A 14,845-nucleotide genomic window follows, 5' to 3' on the forward strand; every position below is an offset into this window, starting at 1 on the left:
CTTTTATCCTATCAGAAAAAGGGGGCTTGTTCACAATTTATTTACTCATGCGTTTGTCGTGTATTCCTAATGATACGCTCGTGGGTTTAGATGACTTCAAAATGCCTCAACGCTTCCTTTATTGCTTCCACTTTCTCTCCTGTCGGATGTTTCCTCGGCTGTTTCAATTCTTCTACCGCATTAGGGGCATCATACATTGGTAAGCCCAAACTTCTCTTTACCTCTGCTATATAAGCAGTATGTACCTTGAAGCCATATTTAGCTTCTATGTATTCCTTTATCATTTTGTAGGTAACTCTCTCTTTGGGCTTGTAGCTTTCCGCTCTTTTTGCGATCTCATCCAGCGGTACTTTGCCTTTACCCTCGCCAAATTCGACTTTTACGTTGATATGACTGTCTGGCTTTTTGTGGGAAAGAAGTACGCACGTCTCGACATGATTTGTATGGGGAAACATATCCACCGGCTGGATTTCCTTCACTTTGTAACCTGCCCGTACCAAAAAATGCAGGTCACGTTGAAGCGTCTCTGGGTTACAAGAGATATATACAATTTTGTTTGGCGATAAAGCAACAAGGGAAGTGAGAAAACGTTCGTCACTGCCTGCACGCGGTGGGTCCATCAATACCACATCGACCGATTCCCCTTCATCTGCCATCGCAGAAAGGAAATCTCCTGCATCTGCATTGTAAAAGTAGACATTTTTAATTCCATTACGCTTTGCATTGGAAATCGCATCGCGGACTGCATCTCGGTTTAATTCCACGCCGATTACATGGCCCGCGCCACGTTTTGCTGCAATCAACCCGATGGTTCCTGTGCCGCAATAGGCGTCCAAAACCGTTTCCTTTCCAGTAAGCCCAGCAAGCGCGATCGCTTTATCATACAACACTTCCGTTTGTACGGGGTTGATCTGATAAAAGGATTTGGCAGAAATGCGAAACACACAACCACATAAGGCTTCCTCAATATAACCTGGACCATAGAGAACCTTCTCAAAGTCCCCCAACACCATACTGGTTGGACGGTTGTTGACATTTTGGAGAATCGTCGTAATCTCTGGATGCGCCTTTCGCAGCGCCTTTACAAAATTGTTCTTTGATGGAAGAATTGGAGAAGAGGTTACCATGACAACCATGACTTGTCCACTGACAAAGCCACGCTTTACTAACACATGCCGGACAAGCCCCCGGCCAGTGTCTTCATTATAGGGCTCCATCCGAAAATCTTTCATAAGTTTTCGAATCGTCCCTACAATTTGGTCCGCTGTTTCATCTTCAATCATACAACTTTCCACTGGGACAACGCGATGGGTGCTCGCCTGATATACGCCAGAGATAATCTGCTTCTTTTTATTGAGAGCAAATGCAGCTTGCACCTTATTGCGATAGTGGTAAGGATATTTCATACCTACGATGGGATTCACCTTGTGGAAGCGGCCCAGTAACCGCTCCACCAATTCCTGTTTCCAATGCAACTGGCGCGGATAGGACATATTTTGCAGCTGACACCCTCCACATTTCCGATACAGAGGGCAAGGATTTGGATTTCGTTCTAAGGGCTGCCGTTTTCTCTTTTCTAACTCTTCCATTACGTTTCTCTCCAATCCATAATGTATGAACTCTTTGCCGTTCTCTCATCAGCCGAAGGTCCGGTCTAATCCAATAGCAATTTTTCATTCAAAATCTTTCCTGTTTTTCTATAGCACATGGCGCTGCCTGCACTCGATGTACATAACTAGACCGGCCTCGCTGTTCACCATACAGCAAGCTTTCAATAAGGCGGACATTCCTGCTTATGCCTGCATATTTTCTGCCCAAGTCATGCGATAGGCAGGTTGGCCTGTTGCATCATCTATATGCCGTTCAGCGATTTGGAAGCCATGCCTTCGATAAAACCGAATTGCGCGCTCGTTCTTTTCATAGACTTCAAGCGATAGGGTATGATGATGGTTCTGACAAAATGTAAGAAGTCTGCTTCCAACGCCTTTGCCCTGATGCGATGAATCTACAAAAATCCCAGCGATGTAGTCCCTCTGTAAACCCACAAAGCCACGGACGGTTTCTTCTTCCAAAGCGACCCAAATCTCTGATTCTAGGAGCTGTTCTCGAACAGAAGCAGCGGCTTCTTTCCAATACGCCTCTGAGATAAATGCGTGCGCCTGCTGATTTCCATGCTGCCAAAGCGCCATACAGGTGTCCAATTGACATGGCTTCATCCGTTCTATGCGGTCTTTTTTGACACAGAAAAGGATATGTGGCATGTCGATTCCCTGGTAGTGCTTGACCATCATACCCACTGCCTGCATGCCGTTGCGCTTTGCCACACGTTGGGATGCAAAATTATTGTCGCGGATGATCGAATACACCTCTGGAATACCGAGTATTTCAAAGGCATATTGTTTACAACCCTGTGCAGCCTCTGTTGCATATCCATTATGCCAATAATCCTGCCGAAACAGATAACCGATCTCCACAACGCGCCGGCCATCTCCAATTTCCTGCATTGTAAGCCCTGCTTGTCCTACAAAGGTGTTTGTTCCTTTTAATAACACTGCCCAAAGTCCAAAACCGTCCATCTGATAACGTACAATCTGTCTATCCAACCATTCCTGTACTTCTGTGTCGCTAAATGCATGCTCATAAGCATACATTGCAATTTCATCCTGTAAAATTGTACACAGGTTGCCAAAATCATCCTGTGTCAATCTGCGCAGATAAAGCCGTTCCGTCTCAAAAATCATACTGTATTCCTTCTTCCTGATTCTCAATTTGCTATACAATTTCCTGTTCTAGATTGGCGATAGAGATAGCCCATCATTTTGCGGGTACCGTTTTATCGCCGTTTCCCTACTCACAAATATCCGTTCGTTTAATAGCGATAGGGGTATCCTGCTTTTTGCGGAGGCTGTCCCTATTAAAAATATTTATTCAAATATTCGCAGCGATCCCTTATGAGCATCTCAAAACTGCAACAGAAAAGGCTGGGCGGCTATTACTCATCCATATCACGCTATATGATTCTCAATTTAAAATGTGCGGGTAGCTCTTTCCACCTACAGGTAAGTCTCGGACGAGAACCGGCCGGTATGTTATAACAGCGTTTCCGTTTTGAGAGCGTTCACACAAAGGGGGCTATATCCATCTCTACAATCTGTTCCTACCCAGGTTATATATCTCCTGCTGAGTGAAACTCCATCTTTTTGGATTTTTTTCATGTGTACGAACTCCATCTCATTCTCCTGTATCGGATTCTCCACCTTATCTGAAAACAAAGGTAGGACGAGCCGTTGGCAAATAAAACTCTTATAACGTTTTTCAGTGGTTCTTTCAAAAATCCTTTGGGGCGAAATCCCTGACAATTTCTGTAACATTTTTCTCATAGCATTTACAAGATTGTCAGACCGTTTTTGAAACGCAACGATCCCCTAAAGGTGCCTACATCGAATAAATCCAGAGATATACACAGAGTTTCGCCAGAACAAGGGTGTATGCGCTTGCAATCGAATTCAGCATTTCTCCGTTTTATATCCCCACTGACCGTTTTATCAACCTACAAGATTTCTGCGATATCTCCTACGTTGCGGCCAACTCATCAGCGTCTAACAATGTTTATCATATGCCGTATATAAGAGACCGTCTGTTTTTATAACACAGTGGAAAGTTGTCTACGTCCCATATTTACATGCACTCGCTCGAAAAGTTTCTCAAAGGCAGTTTTTTATAAATCAAGCCGTTATCCATTATGAACCATACTCTTATCCATTTCAGAACCCAATTGGATAGATGGCCACATTCTTCGAACCCGGCCCTCTTTGAAAAAACGGCAATTTGACCGTTTTACGCATGAAGACAAACTTTACAGGGGATGCTTACAGTCAAAAATCCCCTTGCTCAGTCTTTTGGTAAAGGAAACTTGCTTCCTGACAAGATACCGGCAGGTCCCGCCATTGCATTCGATTATTCCCATTCAGGCTGCTTGTTGGCCAGTCTGAAAGCACGCTTCTTGCACAAACCGGCGGAGGGCTGGCAGTTCTCCCAGCCCGTTCCAGCCGTTTTCACTCTCTACTGCAATGGATTCAAGCAAAAATATCTTTGCGCTGCCTTCACAGATTTCCATGGATTCTTGATTGGTTCCTTCGCCAGCGGTTTAACCATTTCCTCTGCATTCGAACAGCAAAGAGTGAGAATGTATACCAAGACATGGCGGAGCCAGAACCTATTCTTTTGCTTTTTGTTCTTCGGCGCGTTGGCGGTATTTCCGGGCTGCTTTTGCATCATGCCGGATATCTTTCAGAAATATCGCATAATTTTTCAGATTATTTATATGATTTGGATCGATCTGTAAGGCACGCCGGTAATATTCCTCCGCTTTATCGTAATCCTTTCGCTGGTTCTTTAAAAATATTGCATAGTTTCCTAAATGGTTTGCATGATTTGAGTCAGCATCTACTGCACGCCGGTAATATTCCTCCGCCCTGTCGTAATCCTTTCGCTGATCGCACAGGAAATTCGCATAGTTTCCTAAATTGTTTGCATCTTTCGGATCAGCTTCCACCGCGCGCCGGTAATATTCCTCCGCGCTGTCGTAGTTCTTTCGTTGTTTCCATAGAAAATTGGCATAGTTTCCTAAATTGGTTGCATGCTTTGGGTCAGCTTCTACCGCGCGCCGGTAATATTCCTCCGCCCTGTCATAATCCTTTCGCTGATCGTACAGGAAATTCGCATAGTTTCCTAAATTGTTTGCATGTTTCGGGTCAGCCTCTACTGCACGCCGGTAATATTCCTCCGCCTTGTCGTAGTCCTTTCTCTGGTTCTTTAAAAACGTCGCATAGTTTCCTAAATGGTTTGCATGTTTTGGGTCAGCCTCTACTGCACGCCGGTAATATTCCTCCGCCTTGTCGTAGTCCTTTCTCTGGTTCTTTAAAAATACCGCATAGTTTCCTAAATTGGTTGCATCTTTCGGGTTAGCTTTCACCGCGCGCCGGTAATATTCCTCGGCTTTGTCGTAGTCCTTCCGCTGTTTCCATAGAAAATCCGCATAGTTTCCTAAATTGTTTGCATGCTTCGGATCAGCTTCTACTGCGCGCCGGTAATATTCCTCGGCTTTGTCGTAATCCTTCTGTTGTTCCTCCAAAAATACCGCATAATTGCCAAGTTGTGTTGCGTTTTGAGGACCAGCTTCTACGGAACGTTGGTAATACTCCTCTGCTCGAACGTAGTCTTTCCGCTGATCACATAAGAAGTTCGCATAGTTGCCAAGCTGTTTAGCGTTTTTTGGGTCAGCTTCTACCGCACGCCGGTAATATTCCTCCGCCTTATCGTAGTCCTTTCGCTGATCCTCTAAAAACATTGCATAGTTTTCTAAATGGTTTGCATGATTCGGATCAGCTTCTACTGCGCGCTGGTAATATTCCTCCGCGCTGTCGTAATCTTTTCGCTGATCGTATAAGAAGTTCGCGTAGTTTCCTAAATTGTTTGCATGATTCGGGTCAGCTTCCACTGCGCGTCGGTAATATTCCTCCGCGCTGTCGTAATCTTTTCGCTGATCACACAAGAAATTCGCATAGTTTCCTAAATTGTTTGCATCTTTCGGGTTAGCTTCCACCGCGCGCCGGTAATATTCCTCCGCGCTGTCGTAATCTTTTCGCTGATCGCATAAGAAGTTCGCATAGTTTCCTAAATTGGTTGCATCTTTCGGGTTAGCTTCCACCGCGCGCCGGTAATATTCCTCTGCTTTGTCGTAATCCTTTCGCTGGTTCTTTAAAAATATCGCATAGTTTCCTAAATTGGTTGCATGTTTTGGGTCAGCTTCTACCGCACGCCGGTAATATTCCTCCGCCTTGTCGTAGTCCTTTCTCTGGTTCTTTAAAAATGTCGCATAGTTTCCTAAATTGTTTGCATGATTCGGGTCAGCTTCCACTGCACGCCGGTAATATTCCTCCGCTTTGTCGTAGTCCTTTCGCTGGTTCTTTAAAAATACCGCATAGTTTCCTAAATTGTTTGCATCTTTCGGGTTAGCTTCCACTGCGCGCCGGTAATATTCCTCTGCTTTGTCGTAATCCTTTCGCTGATCGCATAAGAAGTTCGCATAGTTCCCTAAAATGTTTGCATGTTTCGGATCAGCTTCTACCGCACGCTGGTAATATTCCTCTGCTTTGTCGTAATCCTTCTGTTGTTCCTCCAAAAATATCGCATAATTGCCAAGTTGTGTTGCGTTTTGAGGGCCAGCTTCTACGGAACGTTGGTAATACTCCTCTGCTCGAGCGTAGTCTTTTCGCTGATCACATAAGAAGTTCGCATAGTTGCCAAGCTGTTTAGCGTTTTTTGGGTCAGCTTCTACTGCACGCCAGTAATATTCCTCTGCTTTATCATAATCGTTCCGTTGAAGTTCCAAAAACAGCGCATAATTGCCAAGGTTTCTTGCATTTTGAGGATTGGCCTCCACCGCGCGCTTGTAATACTTCTCCGCTTCATCTGGCTCGCTCTGCTCATACCAATATATGGCATAGCTTTCCAAAACATAATCATTGGCAGGGAATTGATTCAACGCCGCCTCCAGAAGCTTCTTCTGTTCTGTCTGAGGCTGGTTCCAAAGGTTGTACAACATGCTTTCCGGCGTCTCATTCCCCGTGATCTTTCTTACGCTTTCGCGGATGGAATCGTCGTCCGACGTATCCTTGTCCATTTTGTTGTCGGTCTCCGCTGCCAAAAGCTTTTTTAAGGTTTCCTCTGCTTCCGCCCATTTTGTTTGGAACGTTTCGTCCCGTTTCTCCGCCTGCATTTTGTACGCCTTTTCAAATTGAAAGCTCTTAAAAATGTGCATCAACACAGCGTCAAACCCAATCCGGCCATCCACAAAACAGCCGTTGCTTTTTTCCACAAACCTCCAAATCCGCTCCGTAAGTTCGGCTTCCCGAAAATAAAGCCAATACGGCCGTTTTATCCGGTCTGCAATTTCCTCCAAATACCCCATAAGGCTCGGGTCATTCCCAGCATAACCGATGAAAACCGGATGGTATTGTCTCAGTACATCCTTCAGCGGGTTTTTCCAGCGTTCGTCCAACTGTTTTATCTCATCCGTATTATTTTTCATGTCCAGGAACATATCGCCGTGGACTTTTAGAATCTTTGGATACTCCGCATTCAATTGCAAATAGGGGATTTCACTCGCTGTACCAATCACCCATGGGATCTGCGCGGTATCACGAAATATGGAGGTCTCCGGCAGCTTGTCGAAATTTGTGGTGATTACAATGTTATTTTGGGTTTCTGTCATGACACTTGCAAGCGCCAAATATCCCACGCTTGGTTCTGCCCGCGCGGTTTTGTTGCGAATAAAGATGGGGCCTTCTTCTGGTTCCTCTTCAAACCGTTTTTGGTAATAGTCGCTGTAATGCGCATATTGATCCTGCTTTGAGCGGATTCCCATACTCTCTTTCCATGCGGCGTATTCTTGTTCCGAGTCCCTTCTGCGTATGTATGTATCCCATTGATCGACTAAATGCTGGCCGGATGGTATTCCAGACTCGATCGAAGCCCCTGCACCCAATACAAAGCAGAACCGTTTGCCAGTATCCTCCGCCAGGCCGGGTTCCATTTCTCCCAACAGATATTCCAAATCACGAAAAGGAACCGTACAGCCATATTCTGTTTTTTTCCCTCTTCCCATCATTCCTCACCCCATGACAAAACAATTGTGCAATAAACTCATCTTAGCACAGTTTGGTTCGATTGAAAAGAGATTCTGCGTTTGCCGTCGAACGGCGCATTTTCCCTGAGCCGCCAAAGCGAATCTAAGGCGGGTCGGAAACTTGCAAAACCGGTTAAAATTGAGTAAAATAGAGAAACATTCCAATAGAAAAAGGGTGATTGTTTGTATCGGGCATGTATTTTTGACCTGGACGGAACCCTGGCAAATACGCTGTATTCGATTGCCAACTTTTCAAACCGCGCGCTTCAGGCTTGCGGTTACCCGACAATCGATCCGGAAGAATTCCGCACAATCGTCGGCGATGGGGCGGACACGCAGATGCGTCGTATGCTCACACATGTAAAAGGGTCTTTTACCGAGGAGGAACTCCTCCACTTGCGCACCATATATAATGGATATTACGCTGCCGATCCCACGGACCGAATTCAGCCGTACGACGGGATGGCGGAGACGCTCCAGGAACTTCACAAGAAAGGAATTCAACTGGCGGTACTTTCCAATAAACCCCACGCATGGACAGTCTCTATCATTGAAAAAATGTTTGGAGACAAGCTGTTTCGCTGCTACTATGGGCAACGCGAAGGAATCCCCAAAAAGCCTGCGCCGGATGGGGCGCTCCATATTGCAAAAGAGATGGGTGTTGCTCCTGGGCAGTGTCTTTATATCGGAGACACCAATACGGATATGAAAACGGGCGCCGCAGCTGGAATGGACACAGCTGGCGCACTGTGGGGGTTCCGCGACCGCAGGGAGCTAGAAGCAAACCACGCGGTCTATCTTTTGGAAAAACCGATGGATCTATTAAAAATTGTCGTTGGCGACAAATGAGGGATACCATGGAACGGATTAAAAAATTCTTAAAAGCTAGCGGTGGTATGGGGCTACGGATTGTTAAAACAGGCATTGCCGCTACACTCTGTGTGGTGGTATCCTATTGGATGATGCTGGACACCCCCTTTTTTGCGGTGGCTGCTACGGTCATCTCCATGGGAAAATCCATTGATATTTCCATTCGCGGCGGTAAAAACCGGGTGCTGGGTACTGTAATTGGGGCTGCAATCGGAGCTGCTTTTGCGATGGCCTTGCCCGGAAATGCTGGTTTATGCGGCATCGGCGTCATCCTGACATTATATCTCTGTCATATGTTAAAACTCAATGGCGCGGCGCCTTTGGCTTGCCTGATTTTTACAATTGTTGTCCTTTATCGCGGAACAGACCCTTGGTTCTATGCCGGGCAGCGCTGTTTGGAGGTACTAATCGGCGTCGCAATCGCATTATTGGTCAATATCATTGTAATGCCCCCCAATTATGTGGCACGTATTAAGCGTACCTATACGGATCTGCGCAGCCTCGTAGAGGAATCCATTGATTTTGCTTCCACGGGTGATCCCATCGATGTTTTGGCAGTAAACAATGCCATCCGTACGCTCTCCATTGCAGTGGAACACTATATTGGAGAGACGAAATTTTTTCGTGGAAACGACGAAGAGGTTTTTCAGATCTCGTGCAAAATCTCGACTTACCGGCAGATTTTACATGAGCTTATCAGTATTGATGAATTGGAAGAGCGACCAGTTCCCAAGGAGAGCCCGCTTTATCCGGTTTTCTCTTATCATCTGGAACGCCTTACAGACCTGTACGATACTTGTAAAGAGACTTAAAACGACGAACAAGCCCCGTGCTATGGAGAATTCCTCTTAGCACGGGGCTTGTGTTAGGTGCTGTCATCTACTGTAGAAACTGCCTTTCGTTCCATCCATTCTCTTTGAAACAATCGAATGATCGCGACTGCATCTACAAGAGGAGCACAATTGTATCGCTGACAGCTGTAGATAAATCACAGATCAAAAACGAGTAGATGACCCATAGCAGAACATTCACAAAGATACTGCATTTGGTCGCTTTCTCTCCCACAATATAGTGGCAACAAATCGTGTACTCCACGGTGGCAAAGACCGGCAAGAGGCCCACTAGGCCACGCGTATTCGCCAGAACCCCTGCAACAATGGTAAGTATCAGAAAAACGGTCATCATCGGTTTCGTATACCGATCATTTGCTACGAGTAAGTTCCGAATTGCGCTGAACACGAGCGTTGTCATACCGGCCAATGCGCCAAAAAAGACAGAGGCAACCGCCAGAAGAGCACATTCCAGAAACTGACAGAGAAAAATGGTTCTTTTTCTCTTTACCACACAGCTGGCGACCATAAAGATAGCCGCTACGAACGAGATCCCATTTCCTATGATAAGCAATCCGCCATCCACACATTCGACAATTTATAATAGATCCATCGGTTTTCAAAAGATAGACCCCGTGGTTTACTTCTAGCTCCCCATGGCCGCGGACCCCCTACAGTGCGCCCGCTGTGTCCATTCCAGCTGCAGCACCCGGTTTCATATCCGTATTGGTGTCTCCGATATAAAGACACTGTCCAGGAGCAACACCCATCTCTTTCGCAATATGGAACGCCCCATCCGGCGCAGGCTTTTTGGGAATTTCTTCGCGTTGTCCATAGCAGCAGTGAAACAGCTTGCCTCCAAACGTTTTTCAATGATAAAGGTTGTCCATGCGTGGGGGAATTGGAAAGTACCGCCAGTTGAGTTCCTTTCTTTTGAAGTTGTTGGAGCGTCTCCGCCATCCCGTCGTACGGCTGAATTCGGTCCGTGGGATCGGCAGCGTAATATCCATTATATATGGTGCGCAAGTGGAGGAGTTTCTCCTCGGTAAAAGACCCTTTTACATGTGTGAGCATACGACGCATCTGCGTGTCCGCCCCATCGCCGACGATTGTGCGGAATTCTTCCGGAAAGATGGCTGGCCCTCTAAACTCTGTGCTTCATGGTTGGGTGCTTCTTTCACGGCAGTCGAAGAACAGTCCCTCACAGTGAATCTGGGATCACCCCAAAACATTCGCAATATAAAATTTGATCTAGGCACCTGCTCTGGAAGATTCCGGCGCCAGAGATTTATGGATTGGAATCCCCATGCGTGCCCTTTTGAATTTCCTGTATCTCTTCGGCTAAATTCTCTTTAACAGCCGCTCCCAATTTTTCAGCATCTTCCTTGATTACGTCCCACTCGTTTACAATTTGGGGATTTGTCTCAATATCCTCCCGAATAAACATCAATACAAACCCCACTAATAGTAGCACAGCCGCCATCCAAATGGCGTGTTCTTGAAATTGAAAGCTCATAAGCGCCCCAATTGCTGCGCCAACAGCAAAGATGAATATCACCAGGTAGTACTGCTTACTCTTTTTCCAAAGGGAAGCTTCCTTCGTGATATGAAACTTACAAAGCATTTCTGTGGCGCTGCGCATGTTTCCAATGCACATCGTTGTTGCACAGGGTAACCCCTTAAACTTTCGAAAGCTGTTGACCTGCATGGCACAAGCAAAGGACAAACACACATTGGCCAACATATTGACCGACTGCGGCATAAATCCAACGGCTGCCAATAAAAGCACTTCTGCAACTAACACGATCTGGCGCCAATGAATCTTTCGATAGTCCCGATACTTCTGATGGACCCACTCGGTCACATATACGCCAGAGATAAAGGCAGCCAGAGGCATGAAATAGTGCAGGGCCATCGACCAGTTTCCCATAGCTAAATTCTGTCCCAACAGAACGATGTTTCCTGTCTGCGCATTGGCGAATACTTTTCCCCTGCAATTATAAGAATAAGCATCTTGAAAACCGCCAGCCAACGTTAAAAAAATTGCCAATGCCATGGATTCCGACATCTGTGTCTTTGCTTTCCATTTTCCCATGTTCTTCCCACCTCATTAATCATCAATAAACTTCCATCATGAAAGAAGCCCCGGCCTCATACGCGGCCAGGGCCTTTTTTACGAATTGACCGCCGGAATCTTCGCCGCCTCCGCCATCATTGCCGAAGCAACCCCACCGGCTGCACCAATTCCAGAGTTCCCATTTTCAACCACCACAGCAAAGGCATACGGCGTCCGGTCATTGCTAGAAAATCCCACCATCCAAGCGTTTGGCTTTTTGCCTCCGCCGACCTCGGCAGTACCGGTCTTTGCACAGACCGCCATATCTGGAAACATATTGTCTCCGTACTCGCTTGTCACGTTATAGCGCATAACTTCTTTAAGCTTTGCCGCTGTGTCCGCCTGCAAAAGCTGGCTGTCCTTCTGGGTGCGGCCTGCCTTTGTCACCAGCCCAAAGTGAGTAGTAATGCTTTCAATCAGATAGGGTTTGACCGGCGTACCCTCGTTTGCAATTGCCCCCATCAAAAGCATCATGTGATAGGGATTGGTGAGATCCGTGTACTGCCCCACACCACTCCATGCAAGATCGTTCTCCTGCGCCTCGGACACATCGTACTGGCTTTTACTGGTTGGAATCCCATCCAGATCAAAACTGCGATTAAACCCCATAGAAGCGGCCTCTGCCGTCATCTTTTCCTTGCCCAACTCCATAGCCAACTCGGCAAAGACAATATTGCAGGATTTCGCCAAGCCATCCTGGAAGTGAATCTTTCCGTGACGGCTTAAACAGGTGACCTTATTGCCATTTACAGTGATCTCCCCAGGACAATCGAAGATACGGCTTTCCAAATCGGGAATATTCTCAATCGCCGCTGCACTCGTAACAATCTTAAAAATAGATCCAGGGGTATAGGAAGCCGATAGCGCCCGGTTAAGGTACACCCCCTCGTATTTTCCACTGGTATCCGTATTCAAATCCGCAGGAACGTTACCTGGATCAAAGGTGGGGGAACTCACCATACAGAGCACCTCGCCCGTTCGATAATTATATAGGATTGCTGCACCTTTTTGGTTTCCAAATGCCTGCAGGGTAACCTTGCTTAAATTGCTATCCAGGGTCAACCGGATGTCATTTCCCGTGGTTTTGCCCGTAGGGGTCGCCAAACCAGTAAAAATGTTATAACCTGCCAGCTCAGAGCGGTAGCTGTACTGTACTCCTGTAGAGATATAGCCCATCGTATCGCCCACCGCATGGAGGGTTGCACGGCGTACCATTTCATCGTCGTTATAAAGCCTTTCGCCGTCCTTACTCTGAGCTAAAATTGTGCCGTTCCGATCGAGAACATCCCCCGCATAGGAGAGCTGTCCACCGCCTGCCAGATGCTTATTGTAGGGCTGAAACGCCCAGTTCCCGCCTTCCATTACAAGGGAAGCCAGGAAAATGACCAACCCTACAAGAAATCCTCCCGTGAGAAGGAATAGAATTAAGGATCGGGTACCGGTTGTCTTCATTGGCGCACCGCCTTTCTACCGCTGCATCTATTTTCGTTTTCGTACCGCATAAGTGCGTTCATCGCTGGCCTTAATGAATGCCAATAGTCCCCAAACTGCCACCATACTGGACCCTCCCAGGCTGACAAAGGGGAGGGTTACACCGGTGAGTGGTAGGACATCTGTGGCGCCGAAGACATTTAAGCACGTCTGAAAAAGCATCATTCCGGCCGCCGCACAAGCGGAAATGGAATAGAATGTCGACCGGCTGCGCGTCACATCGGAACGCGCATAAAACACCAGCAATGCGATGGCTACCACAACTGTGATCGCCAAAATCAAACCCAGTTCTTCACAGATCATACCGAACACCAGGTCGCTGGTGGAGGCAAATACGCTTTTCAAATATCCATTTCCTACTCCAACGCCAAAGAACCCTCCGCTGGCCGTATATGTGAGAACCCGTGTTTGCTGATAGCCCGCCTCATTGGCGAACTCCCATACATGCCTCCAAGCGGCAAAACGCTGTGCAATGTACGGCTTAAATTTTAAAATCAGAAACACGCCAAATACAGCAGCCGAACAGATCAGCGCAATCGTCCGCACGCTGCCAGACCGCATAAAGGCAATAATGAGAAATGTCACAAAGAAAATACAAGCTGTGCCAAAGTCACGCATCAAGAACAGGGCGCCCAAACACACTCCTCCAAAAAGAATAAAGCCGGAAAGGTTACGCGCCGTTTGTAACCGGTCGAGCGTGGACGCCCCAACAAATACAAATGCAATCTTGATGAACTCAGATGGTTGAACGCTGATTGGCCCGAGGGAAATCCAATTTTTTGCACCATGATTTTCAGATGCAAACAACAGATTGATTGCAAATAATACGATGGCGCCAATTGCAATAGCCAAACGCCAGCGCATTACTCGCTCCAAATCATTCATAAACCAAATCATGACGCAAAACAACACGATTCCCAAGAGCAGGGCGCCCAATTGAACATATGTCTTCTCCACGCCTGTTCCAGAGAGCAACATAATACCAATTCCAGAAAGCAAAAAACCTACCGTCTCTAGCTCGAAACTCACCCGATTGAGCGCTTTCATCGAATAGAGATAAAGTCCCCATTCCATTATAACAAGTGCCCCCAAAGGAATGAAGGGCATATAATTGAATGGTTCGCTGGAAAAACATACTTCTATACAGAGCATAACCTGAACCAACATCACGGTAAACAGCAGTCCAAAAGGGGACGCCGCATGCACTCGCCGGCGTTTGGGAACCTTCAGATTCTTTGCCTCGCTGGTGCGTTTGAGCATCAAAGAAGTAGAACCTAATGTAATCACATCGCCGGGCAAAACCTGTGCACGGTTCTCAACCTTTTTCCCGTTGACGCGCGTTCCTGCCTTGGAATTTGTGTCTGTTACAATCCATCCGCTCTCTCTGCGCATCAGGACGGCATGATCCCGGCTGGCGGTGCTGTCGTGCAGCACAATATCACAACTGCGGCTGCGTCCCAGGGAATTTTCCCAATACAGCACAGGAAGGATCTCCTTTGTCACCATATCCTGAAGGATGACTACAGGTTCCTCCCGCCGCCGTCCCGCCTTCAACGAATGGAAACAACGACATACCACTACGATGGAGAGCAGCGGCACTGCAATCCGCAACAGGTACAGTGCTACGGAAAGTACATTCTGTATGATAGGATTGTCCAGCATTGGCCGGCCTCCTTTTTCTTTCATTTGGGTACAGTATATTATACTAGCAAAAAATTGCAAAGTAAACCGCACCGATTCAATCGTAAGGGTTTTGTAACCTCAAACTTATATGGAATATTCCTTGAAGTCTTAGCTAATTTTTCTTATACTTAATTGTGATATGGATATTAAAAACTTGGATAGGAG

At 46.7% G+C, this 14,845-nt stretch carries 11 protein-coding genes and 1 pseudogene; 2 read left to right on the forward strand and 10 right to left on the reverse strand.

Features of this window, described 5'->3' with window-relative positions:
* Positions 1–86 precede the first annotated feature (86 nt).
* The 4 genes from rlmD to B9Y59_RS12050 all read right to left on the reverse strand — a co-directional run bounded on the left by rlmD (position 87) and on the right by B9Y59_RS12050 (position 7,672).
* Positions 87–1,589 carry a 23S rRNA (uracil(1939)-C(5))-methyltransferase RlmD gene (gene rlmD / locus B9Y59_RS12040; RefSeq protein WP_085533724.1) on the reverse strand — a complete coding sequence of 501 codons (1,503 nt, stop codon included), beginning with the start codon at positions 1,587–1,589 and terminating at the stop codon, positions 87–89.
* A 204-nt stretch (positions 1,590–1,793) separates the two neighbouring features.
* A complete protein-coding gene (locus B9Y59_RS16850) occupies positions 1,794–2,741 on the reverse strand; it encodes a GNAT family N-acetyltransferase (protein ID WP_085533726.1) in 948 nt (315 codons plus the stop codon).
* 1,226 nt (positions 2,742–3,967) lie between these two features.
* Positions 3,968–4,117 (reverse strand): hypothetical protein, encoded by a 150-nt coding sequence (locus tag B9Y59_RS15885; protein ID WP_158089025.1) that lies wholly within the window; start codon positions 4,115–4,117, stop codon positions 3,968–3,970.
* 99 nt (positions 4,118–4,216) lie between these two features.
* Positions 4,217–7,672: a tetratricopeptide repeat protein gene (locus tag B9Y59_RS12050; protein WP_085533728.1), complete on the reverse strand. Its 3,456-nt coding sequence runs from the start codon at positions 7,670–7,672 to the stop codon at positions 4,217–4,219.
* A 201-nt stretch (positions 7,673–7,873) separates the two neighbouring features.
* On the opposite strand from B9Y59_RS12050, the gene B9Y59_RS12055 reads away from it, so the two are divergent.
* Both B9Y59_RS12055 and B9Y59_RS12060 read left to right on the forward strand, forming a co-directional pair.
* Positions 7,874–8,539: an HAD family hydrolase gene (locus tag B9Y59_RS12055; protein ID WP_054324415.1), complete on the forward strand. Its 666-nt coding sequence runs from the start codon at positions 7,874–7,876 to the stop codon at positions 8,537–8,539.
* Between the two features lie 8 nt (positions 8,540–8,547).
* Positions 8,548–9,372, forward strand: a complete 825-nt coding sequence (locus tag B9Y59_RS12060; protein WP_158089026.1) for an FUSC family protein — start codon at positions 8,548–8,550, stop codon at positions 9,370–9,372.
* A 133-nt stretch (positions 9,373–9,505) separates the two neighbouring features.
* Here the strand turns inward: B9Y59_RS12060 and B9Y59_RS12065 are convergent, their stop codons facing one another.
* From B9Y59_RS12065 to B9Y59_RS12090, 6 genes and pseudogenes are all read right to left on the reverse strand, one after another.
* The gene (locus B9Y59_RS12065) at positions 9,506–9,964 is read right to left on the reverse strand and encodes a YgjV family protein (RefSeq protein WP_143255306.1); all 459 of its coding nucleotides are present in this window, start codon (positions 9,962–9,964) and stop codon (positions 9,506–9,508) included.
* A gap of 97 nt (positions 9,965–10,061) precedes the next feature.
* Positions 10,062–10,241 (reverse strand): HAD-IA family hydrolase, encoded by a 180-nt coding sequence (locus B9Y59_RS16855; RefSeq protein WP_085533734.1) that lies wholly within the window; start codon positions 10,239–10,241, stop codon positions 10,062–10,064.
* A gap of 40 nt (positions 10,242–10,281) precedes the next feature.
* A pseudogene (locus tag B9Y59_RS16860) lies at positions 10,282–10,524 on the reverse strand (HAD hydrolase-like protein); the annotation flags it as partial.
* A gap of 154 nt (positions 10,525–10,678) precedes the next feature.
* A complete protein-coding gene (locus tag B9Y59_RS12080) occupies positions 10,679–11,485 on the reverse strand; it encodes a YoaK family protein (RefSeq protein WP_082402244.1) in 807 nt (268 codons plus the stop codon).
* 78 nt (positions 11,486–11,563) lie between these two features.
* Positions 11,564–12,958, reverse strand: coding sequence for a penicillin-binding transpeptidase domain-containing protein (locus B9Y59_RS12085; RefSeq protein WP_054324420.1), 1,395 nt, complete (start codon positions 12,956–12,958; stop codon positions 11,564–11,566).
* 27 nt (positions 12,959–12,985) lie between these two features.
* Positions 12,986–14,659: an FtsW/RodA/SpoVE family cell cycle protein gene (locus B9Y59_RS12090; RefSeq protein WP_085533736.1), complete on the reverse strand. Its 1,674-nt coding sequence runs from the start codon at positions 14,657–14,659 to the stop codon at positions 12,986–12,988.
* Positions 14,660–14,845 lie beyond the last annotated feature (186 nt).

It is taken from the genome of Anaeromassilibacillus sp. Marseille-P3371, from assembly GCF_900169665.1.
Classification (GTDB): Bacteria; Bacillota; Clostridia; order Oscillospirales; family Acutalibacteraceae; genus Anaeromassilibacillus.

Excerpts from the sequence above, each read along its gene's own strand:
- rlmD (WP_085533724.1), bottom strand. The coding sequence starts at position 1,589 with ATGGAAGAGTTAGAAAAGAGAAAACGGCAGCCCTTAGAACGAAATCCA.
- B9Y59_RS16850 (WP_085533726.1), bottom strand. The coding sequence starts at position 2,741 with ATGATTTTTGAGACGGAACGGCTTTATCTGCGCAGATTGACACAGGAT.
- B9Y59_RS15885 (WP_158089025.1), bottom strand. The coding sequence starts at position 4,117 with ATGGAAATCTGTGAAGGCAGCGCAAAGATATTTTTGCTTGAATCCATT.
- B9Y59_RS12050 (WP_085533728.1), bottom strand. The coding sequence starts at position 7,672 with ATGATGGGAAGAGGGAAAAAAACAGAATATGGCTGTACGGTTCCTTTT.
- B9Y59_RS12060 (WP_158089026.1), top strand. The coding sequence starts at position 8,548 with ATGGAACGGATTAAAAAATTCTTAAAAGCTAGCGGTGGTATGGGGCTA.
- B9Y59_RS12080 (WP_082402244.1), bottom strand. The coding sequence starts at position 11,485 with ATGGGAAAATGGAAAGCAAAGACACAGATGTCGGAATCCATGGCATTG.
- B9Y59_RS12085 (WP_054324420.1), bottom strand. The coding sequence starts at position 12,958 with ATGAAGACAACCGGTACCCGATCCTTAATTCTATTCCTTCTCACGGGA.
- B9Y59_RS12090 (WP_085533736.1), bottom strand. The coding sequence starts at position 14,659 with ATGCTGGACAATCCTATCATACAGAATGTACTTTCCGTAGCACTGTAC.